This window comes from Gordonia sp. JH63, from assembly GCF_009856645.1.
Classification (GTDB): Bacteria; Actinomycetota; Actinomycetes; order Mycobacteriales; family Mycobacteriaceae; genus Gordonia; species Gordonia hongkongensis.
Genome location: NZ_CP047235.1, coordinates 1035283 through 1054530 on the forward strand (window position 1 = coordinate 1035283; position 19248 = coordinate 1054530).

17 protein-coding genes are annotated in these 19248 nt (G+C 68.9%); 11 read left to right on the forward strand and 6 right to left on the reverse strand.

The window, feature by feature from the left end:
• Positions 1–45: 45 nt before the first annotated feature.
• From GR168_RS04695 to GR168_RS04730, 8 genes are all read left to right on the forward strand, one after another.
• Complete coding sequence (locus tag GR168_RS04695; protein WP_055475198.1) at positions 46–852, forward strand: redox-sensing transcriptional repressor Rex; 807 nt, start codon at positions 46–48, stop codon at positions 850–852.
• Positions 849–2228: a glutamyl-tRNA reductase gene (locus GR168_RS04700; protein WP_065629204.1), complete on the forward strand. Its 1380-nt coding sequence runs from the start codon at positions 849–851 to the stop codon at positions 2226–2228. The genes GR168_RS04695 and GR168_RS04700 overlap by 4 nt, the downstream gene beginning before the upstream one ends.
• Positions 2225–3169: a hydroxymethylbilane synthase gene (gene hemC, locus GR168_RS04705; RefSeq protein ID WP_055475196.1), complete on the forward strand. Its 945-nt coding sequence runs from the start codon at positions 2225–2227 to the stop codon at positions 3167–3169. Before GR168_RS04700 ends, hemC begins: the two co-directional genes overlap by 4 nt.
• Before the next feature lie 49 nt (positions 3170–3218).
• Positions 3219–4910, forward strand: coding sequence for a bifunctional uroporphyrinogen-III C-methyltransferase/uroporphyrinogen-III synthase (locus GR168_RS04710; RefSeq protein WP_055475195.1), 1692 nt, complete (start codon positions 3219–3221; stop codon positions 4908–4910).
• A 156-nt stretch (positions 4911–5066) separates the two neighbouring features.
• Positions 5067–6044 (forward strand): porphobilinogen synthase, encoded by a 978-nt coding sequence (gene hemB, locus GR168_RS04715; protein WP_159370155.1) that lies wholly within the window; start codon positions 5067–5069, stop codon positions 6042–6044.
• A 48-nt stretch (positions 6045–6092) separates the two neighbouring features.
• A complete protein-coding gene (locus GR168_RS04720; RefSeq protein WP_159370156.1) occupies positions 6093–6839 on the forward strand; it encodes a hypothetical protein in 747 nt (248 codons plus the stop codon).
• Complete coding sequence (locus tag GR168_RS04725) at positions 6836–7261, forward strand: hypothetical protein (protein WP_159370157.1); 426 nt, start codon at positions 6836–6838, stop codon at positions 7259–7261. The genes GR168_RS04720 and GR168_RS04725 overlap by 4 nt, the downstream gene beginning before the upstream one ends.
• 5 nt (positions 7262–7266) lie before the next feature.
• The gene (locus GR168_RS04730) at positions 7267–7836 is read left to right on the forward strand and encodes a DUF3093 domain-containing protein (RefSeq protein ID WP_159370158.1); all 570 of its coding nucleotides are present in this window, start codon (positions 7267–7269) and stop codon (positions 7834–7836) included.
• Here the strand turns inward: GR168_RS04730 and GR168_RS04735 are convergent.
• The 3 genes from GR168_RS04735 to GR168_RS04745 all read right to left on the reverse strand — a co-directional run bounded on the left by GR168_RS04735 (position 7818) and on the right by GR168_RS04745 (position 11860).
• Entirely contained in the window at positions 7818–8522 is a 705-nt protein-coding gene (locus tag GR168_RS04735) for a hypothetical protein (RefSeq protein ID WP_159370159.1), read from the reverse strand. The genes GR168_RS04730 and GR168_RS04735 overlap by 19 nt on opposite strands.
• Before the next feature lie 95 nt (positions 8523–8617).
• Positions 8618–9532 (reverse strand): manganese catalase family protein, encoded by a 915-nt coding sequence (locus GR168_RS04740; RefSeq protein ID WP_078113013.1) that lies wholly within the window; start codon positions 9530–9532, stop codon positions 8618–8620.
• Positions 9533–9766: 234 nt separating this feature from the next.
• A complete protein-coding gene (locus GR168_RS04745) occupies positions 9767–11860 on the reverse strand; it encodes an acyl-CoA dehydrogenase (RefSeq protein WP_159370160.1) in 2094 nt (697 codons plus the stop codon).
• Positions 11861–12017: 157 nt separating this feature from the next.
• Here GR168_RS04745 and GR168_RS04750 point away from each other — a divergent pair, with 157 nt between their 5' ends.
• Entirely contained in the window at positions 12018–12713 is a 696-nt protein-coding gene (locus tag GR168_RS04750; RefSeq protein WP_078113015.1) for a TetR family transcriptional regulator, read from the forward strand.
• 170 nt (positions 12714–12883) lie between these two features.
• On the forward strand, positions 12884–14047 hold the full coding sequence (locus tag GR168_RS04755) for an acyl-CoA dehydrogenase (protein WP_159370161.1): 1164 nt from the start codon (positions 12884–12886) through the stop codon (positions 14045–14047).
• Positions 14048–14189: 142 nt separating this feature from the next.
• Here GR168_RS04755 and GR168_RS04760 read toward each other — a convergent pair whose 3' ends face one another.
• The 3 genes from GR168_RS04760 to GR168_RS04770 all read right to left on the reverse strand — a co-directional run bounded on the left by GR168_RS04760 (position 14190) and on the right by GR168_RS04770 (position 18121).
• Positions 14190–14678 (reverse strand): YdcF family protein, encoded by a 489-nt coding sequence (locus GR168_RS04760; RefSeq protein WP_238995077.1) that lies wholly within the window; start codon positions 14676–14678, stop codon positions 14190–14192.
• Between the two features lie 405 nt (positions 14679–15083).
• Positions 15084–16460 (reverse strand): IS1380 family transposase, encoded by a 1377-nt coding sequence (locus GR168_RS04765; RefSeq protein WP_343213059.1) that lies wholly within the window; start codon positions 16458–16460, stop codon positions 15084–15086.
• Between the two features lie 191 nt (positions 16461–16651).
• Positions 16652–18121: an NAD-dependent succinate-semialdehyde dehydrogenase gene (locus GR168_RS04770; RefSeq protein ID WP_078113070.1), complete on the reverse strand. Its 1470-nt coding sequence runs from the start codon at positions 18119–18121 to the stop codon at positions 16652–16654.
• A gap of 135 nt (positions 18122–18256) precedes the next feature.
• Here GR168_RS04770 and GR168_RS04775 point away from each other — a divergent pair, with 135 nt between their 5' ends.
• A complete protein-coding gene (locus GR168_RS04775) occupies positions 18257–19198 on the forward strand; it encodes an SGNH/GDSL hydrolase family protein (RefSeq protein WP_065629215.1) in 942 nt (313 codons plus the stop codon).
• The last annotated feature ends 50 nt before the right edge of the window (positions 19199–19248 follow it).

Genomic DNA, 19248 nt, shown 5'->3' on the forward strand with positions numbered 1-19248 from the left:
CGGGTCCCGGTGTCTGGTGACGCCGGCAGATGTGTGGGAGTGCGAGTGGGCGCGGAGAGTGCGAAGTCGGCCGACGCCGACCCTCCTGCGTCCGCCGTCCCTCCGGTCGACGGCCCCGCCACCGACATCCCCGGTCCCACGGTCGCCCGGTTGGCCACCTACCTGCACGTACTGCGCTCGTTCAGTCGTCGGGGCATCCTGCTGGCGTCGAGCGGCGAGCTCGCGACGGCAGCCGGGGTCAACCCGGCCATCCTGCGCAAGGACCTCTCCTACGTCGGCGCCAACGGCGTGCGCGGCGTCGGATACGACGTGGGCAGGCTGACCGCCCGGATCTCGATGACGCTGCACACCGACAGCATCCACACCGTCGCGCTCGCGGGCGCCGGCTCGCTCGGCCGTGCGCTGCTGTCGCACGCCGGCTTCGGACGCGGCTTCCGGGTCGCTGCGATGTTCGACGCCGATCCGGCCCTGACCGGCGCGGTTCTCGAGCCGGGCGGCCCGCGGGTCGCCCCGCTGACCGACATCGCCGCCGTCTGCGCACAGGTCGTCCCGGCCGTCGAGATCGCGGTGATCGCCACCGCCGACGACGACGCCCGACGCGTCTTCGATGCATTCGTGGCCGCGGGTGTCCGGCAGGTGCTCAACGTCACGCCCGTGTCGCTTCCGGCGGAGTCGGATGTTGTCGTCAGACAAGTTGATCTAGCCTTGGAACTACAGGTGTTGGCTTTCCAGGCCTCTCGCGGGCCGCGCGACGACGTCAAGGAGGCGCGCGAGGCGAAGCCGACGCGGGGGCACCGGGGAAGTGCCGGACACCAGGGAAATGTGATGGGTGAAGAAACGGTGACAGCGTGAGTGTTCTGTTGTTCGGGGTATCGCACCGCAGTGCTCCCGTCGAGGTGCTCGAGCGGTTGGCGGTCTCCGACCACGACCGCCCCAAACTGATCGACGAACTGCTCTCCTCGCGCGCGATCTCCGAAGCCATGCTCGTGTCCACGTGCAACCGCGTGGAAATCTATGCCGTCGTCGACGCCTTCCACCCGGCACTCGAGGCGGTCGGCTCGGTCCTCGGCGACCACTCCGGCATGACCGTCAACGAGATGACCCGCCACGCCTACGTCCGTTACTCCGAGGCCGCCGTCGAGCATCTGTTCACCGTCGCGGCGGGCCTCGACTCGCTCGTCGTCGGCGAGCAGCAGATCCTCGGCCAGATCCGCAACGCCTACCTCAGCGCCGACGCCAACGACTCCGCCGGACGAGTGCTGCACGAGCTGGCGCAGCAGGCGCTGCGGGTCGGCAAGCGCGTGCACACCGAGACCGGGATCGACCGCGCGGGTGCCTCCGTGGTCTCCGTCGCGCTGCACCGTGCCAAGTCGCTGCTCACCGATCCCGCGACGGGCGCGCATCGCCTGCGCCGCGCGGTGGTCGTCGGTGCCGGCGCCATGGGCGGTCTGGCGACCGCGCAGCTGGCCCGTGAGGGCGTGACCGAGATGGTCGTCGTCAACCGGACCGTCGACAAGGCCGACCACCTCGCGGGCAACATCGCCGCCAACCACGGAATCAGCGTCCGCGGCGTCGGGCTCGACGACCTGCCGGAGGCGATGGCCACGGCCGACGTCGTCGTCACGTGTACGGGCGCGATCGGCGCGGTCGTCGGCGTCGGGTCGGTGCACTCGGCGCTCGCGGCCCGTACCGGGGACGCAGCACCGCTCGTCATCTGCGACCTCGGGCTCCCGCGCAACGTCGACCCCGCCGCGGCCCGCCTGCCCGGCGTGCACATCGTCGACATCGAGGGACTGCGCGGCGACTCCGAGACCCAGGCCGCCGAGAACGACACCCTCGCCGCCAGGTCGATCGTCGCCGCCGAGCTCGCCGACTACCTCACGCACCAGCGTCAGGCGGAGGTCACCCCGACCGTCGCGGCCCTGCGCCAGCGCGCGGCCGACGTCGTCGAGGCCGAGATCCTGCGCCTCGAGACCCGCCTGCCCGACCTCGAGGGCGCACAGCGCGACGAGGTCGCCAAGACCGTCCGCCGCGTCGTCGACAAGCTGCTGCACGCACCGACCGTGCGCGTCAAGCAGCTCGCCTCGACCCCCAACGGGGATCACTACGCCGAGGCGCTGCGCGAGCTGTTCGAACTCAAACCCGGTGCAGCCGAAGCGGTTTCGGCTCCCGACCATCTCGGTGGCCTGCCTTCGGGCGACGCGGCCGGCGATCTGGGTGACCGATGAGCGAACCCTCCACCGCGCCGATCCGGATCGGTACGCGGGGCTCGCTGCTGGCCCGGACCCAGTCGCAGACCATCGCCGACGCCCTGACCGCCGCCGGACATCCCGCCGAACTGGTCATCATCAAGACCGCCGGTGACGCCTCGGCGGCCCCCGTCGCCGAGATCGGCGTCGGGGTGTTCACCACGGCGATCCGCGTCGCGCTGCGGAACAACGAGGTCGACGTCGCGGTGCACTCGTACAAGGACCTCCCGACCGCCCCCGAAAGTGACCTCACGATCGCGGCCGTCCCGCCGCGGGTCGATCCCCGGGATGCGCTGGTCGCACGCGACGGAATGGTGCTCGGCGAACTGCCGCCCGGCTCGGTGATCGGTACCTCGGCCCCCCGGCGGGCCGCGCAGCTTAGAGCACTGGGTCTCGGTTTGGAAATCCGCCCCCTACGAGGCAACCTAGACTCTCGGTTGGGCAAAGTCGCCAGCGGCGAACTCGACGCAGTCGTGGTCGCCCGCGCCGGACTCGTGCGGATCGGACGGACCGACGTGGTCTCCGAGGCGCTCGAACCGGTGGTCATGCTGCCGGCGCCGGCGCAGGGTGCACTCGCTGTGGAGTGCCGCTCAGACGATGCCGAACTGGTGAGAATTCTCGCCGAGTTGGACGACCAGTCCACCCGCGCGGCCATCGAGGCCGAACGGGCGGTACTCGCGGCTCTCGAAGCCGGATGTACCGCACCGGTCGGTGCGATCGCCGAGGTGGTCGAGTCGATCGACGAGGACGGGCGCATCTTCGCCGAACTGTCGTTGCGTGCGGCGGTGGCGGCCGAGGACGGGTCGGACGTGATCCGCGCTTCGGTGGTGGGTCCGGTCGATCGTGCCGTTCAGCTGGGCAAGGACCTCGCCGCCGAACTGCTGGAGCTGGGAGCGGGCGACCTCGTCAACTCTCCCTAGCAGAGAACGAACTGCAGCCCTCGCCGAGAGGGCAGGAGAGTGCGAACCCATGAGCCGTACGAAGAAGGCAAATCCCGGACGGATCCTGTTCGTGGGGTCGGGTCCAGGGGACCCAGACCTGCTCACCGTGCGGGCACGCACCGTGATCACCAACGCGACCACCGCCTACATCGATCCCGATGTACCCGCGCCGGTGGTGTCGCTGATCGGCAGTGCGCATCGCGACGAACCCGCCGCCGACACTCGCCGATCCACCAAGAAGGCCGAGAAGCCCGCTGACGACGCCGCGTCGACGCCCGCCGCACCGGCCGACGATTCGCAGGCCGCCGGTGACGAGGCCGGCGCGACCGATGCCGGGCAGACCGACGAGGAATCGGTGGTCCGGCCGGCGCTCGGCGATCCGGCCGAGGTCGCCAAGACCCTCGTGGCCGCGGCCCGCAACGGCGACGACGTCGTGCGCGTCGTCGCCGGCGACCCGCTGACCACCGATTCGGTCCTCGCCGAGGTCAACGCCGTCGCCCGTACGACGGTCACCTTCGAGGTGCTGCCGGGCCTGCCCGCCGCATCCGTGGTCCCGAGCTACGCCGGCATGCCGCTCGGTTCCACCCACACCGAGGCCGACGTGCGCGGCGAGGTCGACTGGGCCGCGCTGGCCGCCGCCCCCGGCCCGCTGGTGCTGCACGCGACATCGGGCCACCTGGCCGAGACCGCCAGCGCGCTCACCGAGCACGGCATGGCCCCCCAGACCCCGGCCGCCATCACCATCAACGGCACCACCTGTGCGCAGCGCACCATCGAGGCCACGCTCGCGACGCTCAACGAGCAGGGCAACGCGCTCACCGGTCCGCTGATCGTCACGGTCGGCAAGGTCGTGGGCGCGCGCGGCAAGCTGTCGTGGTGGGAGTCGCGCGCCCTGTACGGCTGGACCGTCCTGGTGCCGCGGACGAAGGACCAGGCCGGCGACATGAGCGAACGGCTCGTCAGCCACGGTGCGATGCCCAAGGAGGTGCCGACCATCGCGGTCGAACCGCCGCGGAGCCCCGCGCAGATGGAACGCGCCGTCAAGGGTCTCGTCGACGGGCGGTACCAGTGGGTGGTGTTCACCTCCACCAACGCGGTGCGCGCGGTGTGGGAGAAGTTCGCCGAGTTCGGGCTGGACGCCCGGGCGTTCTCCGGCGTCAAGATCGCCTGCGTCGGCGAGGCCACCGCCGAGAAGGTGCGCTCCTTCGGCATCAACCCCGAACTCGTGCCGTCGGGTGAGCAGAGCTCGCTCGGTCTCCTCGAGGACTTCCCGCCCTACGACGACGTCTTCGACCCGGTGAACCGAGTCCTGTTGCCGCGCGCCGACATCGCGACCGAGACACTGTCCGAGGGACTGCGCGACCGCGGCTGGGAGATCGACGACGTCACCGCTTACCGCACCGTGCGCGCCGCACCGCCGCCCGCCGAGACCCGCGAGATGATCAAGACCGGTGGTTTCGACGCGGTCTGCTTCACCTCCAGCTCGACCGTGCGCAATCTCGTGGGCATCGCCGGAAAGCCGCACGCGCGCACCATCGTCGCGTGCATCGGGCCCAAGACCGCCGAGACCGCAACGGAATTCGGCCTCCGGGTGGATGTGCAGCCGGAGAACGCATCGGTGCTCGAACTCGTCGACGCGCTCGCCGAGCACGCCGCCCGACTTCGGGCCGAGGGCGCACTTCCGCCCCCGCGCAAGAAGTCTCGCCGCTCGCGTTCCTGAGCTGCTCCTGCTCCCTGAGGCGCCGCCCTGAGGTGCGAGGAGCGCAGCGACGAGCCTCGAAGGGTGCGAGGAGCGATAGCCGCCGGGCCGAGCAAGCGACGAAGGAGCGCGTCGAGGTCGACGAGCCTCGAAGGGCCCGTGAGACGAAGGAGACCCATGCCACCCGTGATCCGGCCCCGACGACTGCGGACCACCCCGGCCATGCGCCGGCTGGTCGCCGAGACCTCGTTGGAGCCGCGACATCTGGTGCTGCCGATGTTCGTCGCCGACGGCATCGACGACCCGGTACCGATCTCGTCGATGCCGGGCGTCGTGCAGCACACGATGGATTCGCTGCGGACCGCCGCGGCCGAGGCCGTCGACGCCGGTGTCGGCGGGCTCATGCTGTTCGGGGTGCCGCGCGCCGAGGACAAGGACGCCACCGGGTCGGGTGCGGATGCCGACGACGGAATCCTCAACCGGGCTCTGCGTACCCTCGGCGACGATCTCGGGGACGCCACGGTCCTGATGGCCGATACCTGCCTCGACGAGTTCACCGATCACGGGCACTGTGGCGTGGTCGACGGTCGGGGTCGCGTCGACAACGACGAGACCCTCGCACGCTACGTGTCGATGTCCCTGGCCCAGGCGCGGGCGGGTGCGCATCTCCTCGGGCCGAGCGGGATGATGGACGGTCAGGTCGCCACGATCCGGGCCGCCCTCGACGCGGCGGGCTTCACCGACACCGGGATCCTGGCCTACGCCGCGAAGTACGCCTCGGCGTTCTATGGCCCGTTCCGCGAGGCGGTCGGCTCGTCGTTGCAGGGCGACCGGCGCACGTACCAGCAGGACGCGGCCAACCGGGTCGAGGCGCTGCGCGAGGTCCGGCTCGACCTCGAGGAGGGCGCCGACATCGTGATGGTGAAACCGGCGATGAGTTACCTCGACATCGTGCGCGACGTCGCCGACATGAGCGACGTGCCGGTCGCGGCCTACCAGATCAGCGGTGAGTACTCGATGATCTCCGCCGCCGCCGAACGCGGATGGATCGATCGCGATGCGGCGATCCTGGAATCGCTGACCGCCATCCGGCGCGCGGGTGCGTCGATCGTCCTGACCTACTGGGCGGCCGAGGTGGCGCAGCGCCTGTCCTGACCTGAGCGTGTAGGGCTCGTCGTGCTGCCCGTTCACTAGGCTGGTCCCATGTCCGCACCGTACGACCCCGCGTCCGACCCCGGCGCGCCGTCGCGACCGAAGATCCCCGACTCCGTCTCCATCGCCGTCGAGCTGTGGGTGGTGGTGATCGTCGGGCAGATCGTGGCGATGTTCGCGCAGACCGGCACCTTCGTCGACATGATCCGCGATCAGGTGAGTTCTGCTCCGCAGGAAGGGGTCCCGCCCGAGCAGATCGACTTCATGACCTCGTCGGGGTTCGTGGTCGGTGTGCTGGTCGTGACGTCGCTGGTCCTCACCGCGATCACGGCCTTGGTCGTCTGGTTCACCCGTAAGGGCTATAACTGGGCGCGGATCGTGCTGTCGGCGATGGGTGTCTACGTCGTGGTCAGCCTGCTCTTCTCGCTGTTCGGTGGCGACACGTCGCCGGCGTGGGCGATGGTCCCGCAGGTGATCAGCGGCGTCGCGGCGCTCGGTGCGACCGTGCTCCTCATGCGCGGGGACTCGGAAAAGTACTGCCGGGAGATGGCGGCGGCGCGGAGGCCGCAGCCGGTCCACCCCCCGTCACCCCCGTACCCGTACGGCCAGAACCCGTACGGCCAGAACCCGTACGGCCAGAACCCGTACGGCCAGAACAGGCCGTATGGTGACAGCGATCATCGCGGCGCGCCCGGCCCGTACTCCGACGACGCCCGATCCGAGCCCGTTCACCTCGACAAGCCGCATCCGGAGAACCGGGGCGCCGACACCCAGAACGAAGGACCGAAGAACCAGTGACAAGACCTGATCCGGCGCTGCGTCCGAAACTCGTCGTCTGGGCCTACCGGTGCTGGCTGACCTCCGGCGCACTGCTGATCGCGCTCGGTGCACTGGTCATCGTCGTGTCGGCGGCCAGCGACACCGGGACCGTCACGTCCGGGGTGCTCGGCGCCATGGTCGCCGTCGTGGGTGTCGGGTACATCCTGCTGGGCAGCAAGGCCTACTCCGGCGATGCGCGGTGGCGGTCGTCGCTGGCGGCGCTGACCCTGGTCGTCGTGGCCATGCTGCTGTTCCTGAGCCTGGGGATGAACTTCTTCGCGTTCCCGTTGCTCGCGGGGCTCGTCGGTCTGTTCGGGTCCCTACTCGCCTACCGTCCGCCCGCCGAGACCTGGTACACCGGCAAGGAGCCGGAGCCCAAGACGCCGCGGTCGCGCAAGTAGGGCACATGACCGACGACGATCCCGAAGGTCACGACCCCGACCCCGTCGAGCCGGCGGGTGAGGTGCTGTTCGCCGAGTCCGGCGGCAGCTGGTGGGTGGTGCTGATCGGTCCGGTCCTGGTGGGTGCGGTCCTCGCGATGGAGATCGCCGGGCCCGGTCAGGTGCACTGGCCGGTGCTAGCGATCTTCTTCGTGCTGCTGCTGGGGTTCTCGCTCGTGCAGGTGTCGGCAGCCCGTCGGCATGTCAGCGTCGAGCTCACCGAGACCACGCTCCGCCAGGGTGCCGTCACGACGCCGCTGGCCGACATCGCGAAGATCTTCCCGCCCAATCACAGCCACACCCCCGAGGACTGGGAGAGTGCGTCCGCGTTGGGCGAGCTGCACGGTGTGCCGCGCCGCCGCAAGGGGATCGGCGTGCAGCTGACCTCCGGGCGGATCGCGCAGGCATGGGCCCGCGATGTCGAGCGGTTGCGCAGCGAGCTCACGCAGGCGCACGAGGCCGTCCGGCTGGGGCTGCCGCCTCGGGGGACGTCGACGACGGAACCGTCCTCGGAGGATCAGGACACGACGGAGTGACGTCCCGCCCGGCTGTCGCGATAGGCGCGGCGTCGTAGATCCCCGAGCCACGACGGGGCGAACTCGACGCCCTCGGGCCGGTGCAGGATGGGGTCGAAATCCACGTCGAGTCCGGTGAGGACGTGGTCGAGTTCGATCCGGACGACCGGCACGAACCGTCCGGCGCCGGCCTCCAGGACGATGACGATCGGTTGGTTGCGGCGGAGACGGGCGGCCAGGTCCTCGATCGACAGGCCCGACGAGTCCGACGGTTCGAGGATGCGGGCCCGAATCCAGTACAGGTCACCGTCGTACCGGTACGGCGTCAGGCTCGACACCGCGGTGGCCCAGTGCGTCGTCGGCAGCGGGACGGGTAGTCGGCCGTCGAGCGGCGCCGGGCCGGCGAGCAGGAGATCCCACGCGCCGGTGGCGTTGGTCGACGGCGACACCCCGCCGCCGCCGACGGTGCCGGGGTCGGTCGACGGGAAGCGGATGGCCAGGCCGACGATGTCCGGTAGGCCGCCGGGTGTGCCGATGCCCTTGGAGACCCGCACCGACACCGGGCCGCTGTGAAAGGGCAGTGGGTGGTCGGCCGACAGCGCGGCCGTGCCACCACACAGCAGACCGTCGGGGTGGAACACCCGGGCGTGTCTGAGGGCGGCCAGCCAGCGGAACGGGGTCGTGATGAGGTCGGGTAGTGCGCTCATGAGAACTCCGGTTGTCGGGTGGGCGCACGCGTGCCCGGAGGCGTCCCCGACATCGGGTCCCCCGCCGGGCAGCGTGCACTGCACATGCTGTCGGTCTAGCCGGACGGGTCCGGGTCGACGACGTCCTTGATTTTGCCCATGACACCCTTCTCGGTGCCGAACTGCGGCTTCTGCGGGGTGCCCATCGCGCCGTCGTAGGTCGCGTAGAGCTTCGGGTCCGGCGGCGGACCCGACTGCCGGTCGCCCAGGGGCTGCGGATCGGCCAGGAACTTGAACTCGTGCGCGCCGTCGGGGGTGGGGCCGCTGGCCCAGCCGCCCTTGTTGGAGTCCTCCCCGTCGGACAGGTGCCACAGGGTGCTCGCGTGCTCGCTGAACTCCTCGTCGAAGAGGTCGTCGGGGGCGATCGTGCCCTCCAGGCCGTCCTCCTTGAGCTCCTCGATCCCCTTCAGCCAGAGGTTCTGGTGGAAGGTGTCGCGGGCGAGGTTGAACCGCAGCATGGCCTTCACGCCCGGATCGTCGGTCATGTGCCACAGGCGGGCCGTCTGGACGCGCCCCTGCGCCTCGGCGGTCACGTTGGCGTGGAAATCGGCGAGCAGATTGCCGCTGTGCGTGATGTATCCGCTGTTCCAGGGCACACCGTTGCTGTCGGCGAGACGGGGGCCGCCGCCGGAGAAGATGGCCTGGGTGGGGTCGGTGCCGCCGAGGACGGCGGCGACCACCGGGTCACCGAGGGCGTTCTCGGTCGAGTTGGTGACCGGCGCGCCTTCGAGCAGACGTGCGACCATGGTGGCGATCATCTCCACGTGACCGATCTCCTCGGTCGCGATGTCCATGATCATGTCCTTGTACTTGCCCTTCATGCGGCAGTTCCAGCCCTGCATGAGGTACTGCATCGTCACCGTCATCTCGCCATAGGCGCCGCCGAGCAACTCCTGGAGCTTGCGGGCGTAGATGGGGTCGGGCTTCTCGGGTTTGACGTCGAATTGCATGTAGTCGGTGTGGCGGAACATGTGTTCTCTTTCCGAATCGGCTTGTGGCACGCTGTCGCAGCGCAGATGGACAAGTCGGGCGCGGGCGATTCCCGGACGCGGGCCCGCGCGATCTCGTCGGTGCGTCGCAGCGTGGTCTCCACAGCGGCGTCGGCGGCAGTATTCCCGTGGTGCGCAGGCCCAAACACCGGTGCCGAAACGACAACGCGGCCACCGCCTGTTCGACGGTGGCCGCGATGGTCTCGAGAGCGGGGGTCAGCCGTTCTGGAGCATGGGTGCGCGCAGCAACTCTTCCGGGACGCCGAAGGCGTCGACGAGCGACCGGGCATGCGGCCGCAATTCCTGGCAGAGCTCGTTCACGCCGCGGCGGATCGCCTTGGCGCGCTCCACCGAGATGTGCCGGTGCATCATGAACCAGGACAGGTCGTCCTCCAGTGCTGAGTAGACGAAGAGGTCGCACACCTTGCCCAGAAGCTCGGCCGCCGAACGGGAATCGCAATTCTCGATCGCCTCGACAAAGGCCTCGAGCACCACGCGTTCGATGTGCGCGTGCCCGACCTTCAGCAGGTGGTCCTGCGCGTTGTTGAACACCTCGAAAGCGTCGTTGTCGTCGTCAAGCGCGCGGCGTAGACGTTGGGCGCACGTCCGGACGAGGTGGTCCTCACGGTTACGGAACAACCTGATCTGGGTGCTGCGGTCGGTGAGCGCCGACTTCTCGGTGTCCTCGTCGGAACCGTCGAGCAGGGTCTGCACGACCTGTCGGACCGCGGTCTTCTCGGCCACCACGTCGCGGGCCATGCCCGCGATGAAGCGCACCCAGCCGCCCGCCGAAAGGCCCTGGACGTCTTCGGAGTACGCGGACAGCAGCTCCTTGGCGATGAGCTGCGTCATGATCGTGTTGTCGCCCTCGAAGGTGGTGAAGACGTCGATGTCACCCCGCATGATCGACAGCTGGTTCTCGTCGAGATAGCCTGCGCCGCCGCAGGCCTCACGGCTGACGTTGATCGCGTGGGAGGCGTGCCACGTGGCGTAGGCCTTGAGGCCGGCGGCCTGCCCCTCGAGCTGGCGCTGGCGTCCGGAGTCGGAGTCGTCGGGTGCGACCGACTGGACCTCGTGCAGTTCGTCGACGATCTCGTTCTGCGCGAATCCGATCGCGTACGACTTCGCGATAAGCGGCAACAGCTTTCGCTGGTGACCGAGGTAGTCCATCACGGTGATCTCGTCGGTGCCCTCGGGCGCCTCGAACTGCTTGCGGATCAATCCGTAGCGGGTCGAGAGTGCCAGCGCCTTGCGGCCGGCGGCACCCGCGGTCGCCGCCACGCTGACGCGGCCGCGGATGAGGGTGCCCAGCATGGTGAAGAAGCGACGGTTGGTGTTCTCGATCGGCGAGCTGTAGCTGCCGTCTTCGGCGACGTCGGCGTAGCGGTTGAGCAGGTTCTCCGCGGGGATGCGGACGTTGTCGAACATGATCCGGCCGTTGTCGACGCCGGCGAGTCCGCCCTTGTACCCGCAGTCGCTGGTGGTGACGCCGGGCAGGTCGGAGCCGTCCTCGTCGCGGATCGGCACCACGAAACAGTGGACGCCACGACCTTCGGGCTCCTCGTCGGGCCCGCCGGTGACGAGCTGGGCGAACACCGCGGCGTACCGGGCGTGCGCGGCGGCACCGCCGATGTAGTCCTTGCGGGACGACGGGGTGGGGGAGTTGATCACGAACTCGCGGGCCTCACGGTCGTAGGTCGCCGTGGTCTCGATGGCCTGCACGTTCGAACCGTGCCCGGTCTCGGTCATCGCGAAGCACCCGAGGACGCTCAGGTCGATGATGCCGGGCACGTACTTCTCGTGATGCCGTGCGGTACCGAGGTTTTCGACGGCGCCGCCGAAGAGGCCCCATTGCACGCCCGCCTTGACCATGAGGGACAGGTCCGCGTAGCCGAGCATCTCGATGGCGGTGATCGACGCGCCGATGTCGCCGCTGCCGCCGTGGTCCTCGGCGAAACCGGCGGCCGCGAAACCCTGCGAGGCGAGCTCGCGCATCACCTCGAGGGTGTGGGCGCGCGCCTCGTCGAGCGTCCGGGACGGGTCGGGCAGGAGGTCGGCGCGGTTCGAGTTCTCCCGCACCGTCTCCCTCGTCGCGCGCCAGCGACCGTCGAGGACGAACCGCAGATTGTCGACGAGCAGGGCACGCTCGTCCGCGGACAGTTCGTCGTCGGCGGAGACGTCGGTCGGGGCGACCGGGTCGTCGACGGTCGGTTCGGTCGCGATGGGTGTCGGACTCGTCGTCGACGGGGTCTTCTCCGTCGAGCTCTTCTCAGCCGGGGTCTTCTCGGTGGGAGCGGTGGGGGTTGCCATGGCTCCACCGTACGTAGTGACCACGCGTCGGACCCAGCTTTTGTGGCGGTCGCTACTGACGAGTAATGCGCACCGATCCGCTGCACGGGTCCGCGCCGAACTCCCGGTTCGGGACGGTCCGAGGGTCTCGTCGCCTCGATGTGGTGATACTTGTCCCATGTCAGTCGCGGACACCGATCCGGCCGCCTTCCGCACGCGCGTCGTCGCCGAGTCCATCCGTCTGTTCAGCGAGCACGGCTACGAGTCGACGACCGTCGAGCAGCTCGCGGCCGCCGCCGGGATGTCCCGTCGCACGTTCTTCCGGCAGTTCGGGTCGAAGGAGGACGTGATCTTCGCCGACCACGAGTCGCTGCTCGCGCAGGTCGGCGACCGGCTCGCGGCCTCCGACGAGGATCCGTGGCTGGCGGTATGTGCGGCGGCCGAGCTGGTCTTCGCCCACTTCGTCCGGGATCGCGAACTCGCGGTGCGGCGCGCACAGGTGGTGCAGGAGGTGCCCGCGCTGCGGGATCGGGAGCTGGTGACGACGTACCGCTACCAGGGTGCGTTCGAGGAGTTCCTGCGCGCACGGTTGCCCGGCGAGTCGCCGGTGCGGGTGGTTGCCTACGTCGCGGCGGTCACGGGCACCCACAACTTCCTGCTGCGGCAGATGATCCGCGGCGACGCCGAAGCCACCCCCGAACGACTGCGGGACGAGCTGCACCGAGTGGCGATGGCACTCGGTGCCGGCGGCGCCGGCGGCGCATCGGTCCCGGGCGGCGGGTCGCGCGGACAGGTCACCGTGGTTGCCTATCCGGCCGGGATGTCTCGCTCGGAAGTCGCACGTCGGGTGGCCGAAGAGCTGGGGGAGGACTGACCCGGCGGAGGGCTGCGGGACATCGGCGCCGGTTTCGGGGACAATCGGCGGGGACGGGGACTGCATCGATTGACATGGCACTCAGTGCCGTGCTGAACTGGTTGTCAACATCTGCCGGCACCCCGTGTGCCGGGAACGAACAGGCACTCGCTGTGCCGTGAGGAGTTGTCATGGGCTACGGAAATCCCGACTTCAACGTCTTCGAGCTCCCGGAAGAGCACATCGCGCTGCGCGAGGCCATCCGCGCGCTCTCCGAGAAGGAGATCGAGCCGCACGCGGCTGACGTCGACGAGAACTCGCGTTTCCCGGAGGAGGCGCTGAACGCCCTCAACGCGTCGGGCTTCAACGCCATCCACGTCCCCGAGCAGTTCGGCGGCCAGGGCGGTGACTCGATCGCAGCCTGCATCGTCATCGAGGAAGTGGCCCGCGTGGACGCCTCGGCGTCGCTGATCCCGGCCGTCAACAAGCTCGGCACCATGGGCCTGATCCTCAACGGCTCGGACGAGCTCAAGCAGCAGGTGCTCCCGGGCATCGCCTCCGGTGAGGCCATGGCCTCCTACGCGCTGTCGGAGCGTGAGGCCGGTTCCGACGCCGCAGGCATGAAGACCCGCGCCCGCAAGGACGGCAACAACTGGGTCCTCAACGGCTCCAAGTGCTGGATCACCAACGGCGGCAAGTCGACCTGGTACACCGTCATGGCCGTGACCGACCCGGAGAAGAAGGCCAACGGCATCTCCGCGTTCATGGTCCACAAGGACGACCCCGGCTTCACCGTCGGCCCGCTGGAGAAGAAGCTCGGCATCAAGGGTTCGCCCACCGCCGAGCTGTACTTCGAGGACTGCACCATCCCGCTCGACCGCATCATCGGCGACGAGGGCACCGGCTTCAAGACCGCCCTGCAGACCCTCGACCACACCCGCCCGACCATCGGCGCGCAGGCCGTCGGCATCGCGCAGGGCGCGCTCGACCAGGCCATCGCATATGTCAAGGACCGCAAGCAGTTCGGCAAGCCGATCAGCTCGTTCCAGGGCGTCGAGTTCATGATCGCCGACATGGCGATGAAGGTCGAGGCCGCTCGCCTCATGGTCTACACCTCGGCCGCTCGCGCCGAGCGCGGCGAGAAGAACCTGGGCTTCATCTCCTCGGCGTCGAAGTGCTTCGCCTCCGACGTCGCCATGGAGGTCACCACCGACGCCGTCCAGCTCTTCGGCGGTGCCGGTTACACCCGCGACTTCCCGGTCGAGCGCATGATGCGCGACGCCAAGATCACCCAGATCTACGAGGGCACCAACCAGATCCAGCGCGTCGTCATGAGCCGCGCGCTCCTGCGCTGATCGCCCCTGAAGCAACACGATCTCGCCCCGTCGGCTTCGGCCGGCGGGGCGAGCTGCGTTCTCGCGGTGCCGTTTCCGTCCCGCTGATGGGATCGAATCAGCGGGATGGAAATGGCGACGCGAGAAGGGTATTCGCGAGGTGCTAGGCGTACGCCGACCGGAACTCGATGCGCGCGCCCTGTTGCCGGGCCGCGTCGCGGAAGTTCTTCATCGCGCGTTCCATGTGGAAGCCGTTGGTCACGATGATCGCGCCGTTGGCGCCCATGTGCTTCAGCATCCGCACCGTGTTCTGGGCGTTCTGCACCGTGGAGGTGGAGGCGCCCTCGTTGACCATCTGCCACATGGGAATTCCACGTCGGATGAGCCCGAGGTTCATGAACTGGGCCTCGGTGACGGGCAGCCAGTGGGTGTCGCCCCCGGAGACGATCATGCGGTTGAACGGGTGCTTCTTGCCGAGGTTCGCCGCGACGTCGAGACGACGCTTGAGGACATCCGGAGTTTGCCCGAGAACGCCGAACTTGGCGCCGAGTACGACGATGTACCGGGTCCCCGGACTCTGCCAGAGGAAGTTGCTGTTCGGGGTGCCGAGTTCGGAGCTACCGAGGTCGACGCTGCCGAAATCGGTACTGATCGCGGCGTTCTCGACCTACGCCACCGGTTCGGACGGTGCGACGGCGACCGCCACCGAGGCGGCAGTTGCGATTGCGGCCGCGGCTGCCGCGGTCGTGAGGGTTCTACGACGTATGGTGACCGAGTGTAGGGATCAGTACGGCCGTACAGGTATCGGATTGATGACACCTGCATCACTAGTCACATACGTAACATGGCCCTTCGTGGCTCGTCGCTTGCGCTCCTCGCACCTCAGCCTGAATCTTTCACGGGTGGGTAGGGTTTCGCCGATCGGTTGTCGGTGTCGCCTTTTGATGGTTGGTGCTGGTGTGTGGGCAGGGTGGATCGCCAGCGTTGGGTTCGCTGGTTGTTCGGGTTCTGAGGTGGGGTGGGCGGCGGTGACGGGGCGCGGTGACCGAGGGGCTGGTTAGGCGGTGAGGCGTTGCCAGCCGTGGCGTATGTGGTGGTTGTAGGGCCAGTCGGTGGGTAGTCGCAGGGTGGTGGTGCGGGCGTGGGTGATGATCTTGCCGCCGACGGTGAACAGGCGGTGGCGCAAGCGTTTGGGTTCCCAGCGGCGGATGGGGTCGTGGCGGTGGTAGCCGAGGGTTTGAGTCCAGACGAGCAGGTCGGAGGCCAGGGCGACGATATCGAGCCACAGTTGGTTTTTGGCGAATGAGTCGAACGGTAGGTTGGCCATGCCGGTGTCTTTGAGGCAGCGGATACGGTCTTCGGCGCGGGCACGTTGACGGTGACGCAGTTCCAGGATCGGCAGTGTCCAGCCGCGGCCGCGGGTGTTGGTGGCGAACACGGTGTAGCGGCGGCCCTCGATGTCGGTGATGAGGTGTTGGGCTCCGTTGTGGGGATATTCGCGGCGCGCGATCAGCCGCATCCCGGGTGGCCAGGGCTCGTAGGCGGTTTCGGTGTCACGGACCGAGCGCGGCATGTGGTCGGTGATCTCGGCGACCTGGGCATCAGCTCGTGGATCGGCGTCGTCGGTGTTGATCGCGGTCACCCAGGCAGCCTCAGGCAGCACGTCCAATGCGTCTTTGACCAGCTCGGAGATGGTGAACCCGACCGAGTACTGCAGATTCTGCTCGGTCAGGTGGGCCAGGAACTTTTTGGCACACCCGGCCGAATCGGTACGTATGAGCACCTGGGGGCGTTCAGCGGCGGGCAGCTGGGCCAACGCCGAGTCGGTGGCCGCGATGTGCATGTCCGCACCTTTGGGTGAGGCACCTCCACGCCGCAGGTCCAGGTTCAGTGTTTCCCCGGTGCCGAAGGCGCCGTGGTCGATGAACGAACACATCGGGGAATGCCCGAACACCCGCTTATACGTTGTCTGGGCCTGTTCTTTGGCCGATCCTGCGGTCACGGTCGTGGCATCGAGATCAACGATCACCAGCCCGCCATCGATGCTGCCCGCGGTGCCCTCCAACGGGCGGGCGATGCCCCACACCCGTTCCCGCGCCGCGGCGCGAGCCGCGCTGATCGCGGTACTGACCGCCTCGATATCGGTAGCCAGCCGGCTGATCACCCGCGAGATCGTGGGATCAGAGGCCACCTGCCCGTACAACTGTGGTTGAGCCCGGACTGTGGCCACATCGGCCACACAGTCACCACCGGTCGCCAAGGTGAGCGCCAGATCCAGCACGATCTTGGCCGGATCATGGACCGTCGCCGCGGTCCGCCACGGCGCCATCGCCGCGGTCAGGTCTGCTCCCAGGCCCGAGACCTGCACGGTTTTCGTCAGCAACACCCCGCCCGAGGTCGTCAGCACCGACTCAGTGCGCGTAGGGTCCACCATCAACTCGGGATACACGTTATTCTTCACCTGCGAGGTGCCTTTCTTCTTGTGACTATTTGTTTGTGGTGAATCAATAATCACAAGGCAGACAGGCACTTTCGCGTATCACACGCCGAACACCAGCAACATCAGTGAAATATCCAGGCTCAGGGAGCGGAGGGAGGACGCAGCTCGCACCGGATCAGAAGGTGTCAGGTGAGCGCGATGTACTTCACCGAGAGATACTCGTCGATTCCTTCGCTGCCGCCCTCGCGGCCGATGCCCGACTGCTTGATCCCGCCGAACGGCGCTGCGGCATCGGAGATCACGCCGCGATTGACCCCGACCATGCCGGAGTCCAGGGCGCCCGCGACGCGCATGCAGCGCTCGAGGTCGCGGCTGTAGAAGTACGACGCCAGGCCGTATTCGGTCGAATTCGCGGCCTCGATCCCCGCGGCTTCGTCGTCGAAGCTGCTGATCACCGCGACGGGGCCGAAGATCTCCTCGCGCGTGACCGGCGCGTACGGATCGACGTTGTCGAGAACCGTTGCGGGATAGAAGAAACCCTGACCTTCCGGACGTTCACCGCCCAGTCGCACACGGGCACCGTCGGCCACCGCCTGCTCGACCGCGTCGGCGACCTTGTCCCGCTGGTCGGCGTTCACCAGCGGCCCCAGGGTCACCCCGTCGTCGTACCCCGGTCCCATCCGGACCTCCGACATCTTCGCCACCAGCTTCTCGGTGAATTTCTCGGCGACACCGGACTGCACCAGGAACCGATTCGCGGCGGTGCAGGCCTCGCCCCCATTGCGCATCTTGGCGGCGAAGGCGCCCTCGACCGCGGCGTCGACGTCGGCGTCGTCGAAGACCAGGAACGGGGCGTTGCCGCCGAGCTCCATCGACGTGCGCAGGACGCGGTCGGCGGCCTGGCCGAGCAGGCTGCGACCCACCGGCGTCGACCCGGTGAAGCTGATCTTGCGGATGCGATCGTCGGTGATCAACGTCGACGACACGTCGCCGCTCGACGTGGTGGGCAACACCGACAGCACGCCGGGCGGCAAACCGGCTTCGGCGAAGGCCTCGGCCAGTGCCAGCATCGTCAGCGGCGTCTCGCGGGCCGGTTTCACGAGCATCACGTTGCCCGCGGCGAGCGCGGGTCCGATCTTGCGCGTCCCCATCGCGAGCGGGAAGTTCCACGGGGTGATTGCCAGACACGGCCCGACGGGCTGGTGGGCCACCAGGATGCGCCCGTTGCCGGCCGGCGCCGGACTGAACCGACCGCCGATCCGGACGGCCTCCTCGGCGAACCACCGCAAGAACTCGAGTCCATAGGTGGTCTCCGCCCGGCTGTCGGGGAGGGCGCGGCCCAGCTCGAGGGTCATCAGCATGGCGATGTCGTCGGCGCGATCGGTGAGCAACTGGAAGGTCCGGCGGAGGATCTCGCCGCGCTCCCGTGGTGGGGTGGCCGCCCAGTCCGCCGACGCGGCGACGGCGGAATCGAGAGCGCGGCGGGCATCGGCGACCCCCGCGTCGGCGACCGAGACGAGCGACTCCTCGGTCGCGGCGTCGTAGACCTCGAAGGTCCCGCCGTCGGCTGCGGGTGTGGACCGGCCGTCGATCCAGAGTCCGGTGGGCACGCCGTCGAGCACGGCCTGCGGGTCGAGAATCTCCTTGTCGCTCATGCGCATTCACATCCTCGTGACTCGGCTGCGGGACTCCGCACGAAGCGGCGATCCCCTCGGCGAACCACGCTACCCGCGCGGGCGGGCGGCCGGCCGGTGGTTGCCGACGGGCTTCACCGCACGCAGGATGGCGGCATGACGGCACGCAGGTTCGACGATCGACGTCCACGGCGGCTCATCCGGTCCGGACTCGTGCTGCTCGCGGCAGGAGCGGTCCTCGCCGGCTGTGCCCAGTCGACGCAGAACGACGCCCAGTCGACGGAAACGCCTGCCCAGTCGACGCAAACGCCTGCCCAGTCGACGGAAAACGACACCCGGTCGACGGAGTACGTGAACCTCGGCGACAGCTTCAGCGCCGGGACCGGTGTGCGGCCGCTGGAGGAGGACTCGCCGATCTACTGCCTGCGGTCGTCGAGGAACTACGCGCATGTCGTCGCGGCGGACGAGGACTTCGACCTCACCGACGTCAGCTGCGCGGGCGCCGACACCGACGACTTCGGCGAGTCGCAGCACCAGGGCGTGCCGCCGCAGCTCGACGCGCTCGACGACGACACCGACGTGGTCACGATGATGATCGGCGGCAACGACGAAGAGACCTACGGTCGCGCGATCCGGCTCTGCGGCGAACTGGCCGACGCCGACCGCACCGGCTCGCCGTGCACGGACCGTTACGGACGGGCGCTGATCGAGCCGGTCGCCACCGACATCTATCCCGCCGTGCGCCAGGCCCTGCGCGACGTCCGGGACCGCGCGCCGAACGCGCGCGTCCTGCTCGTCGGCTATCCCTGGCTGGTCCCGCCGACCACCGGCTGCTATCCCGAGATGCGGCTCGCCGCCGGGGACGTGCCGATGATCCGCGAGCTCCAGACCGCGCTCAACACGTACGGGCGGCGCGCGGCGCAGGACGAGGGCGTCGAGTTCGTCGACATGTCACAGGTGTCCGAGGGGCACGACGCGTGTGCCGGCGAGCAGCGCTGGATCGAGCCGATGACCACCTCGGGACCCGGCGCGGTGCACCCCAACGAGGCGGGTCAGGCGGCGATCGCCGAGCAGGTGCGCACCGCGCTCGCGAGCTGACCAGACACGGTTCGAGCCGGGTCGCACCCCCTCCCACCAGCGAGGATTTG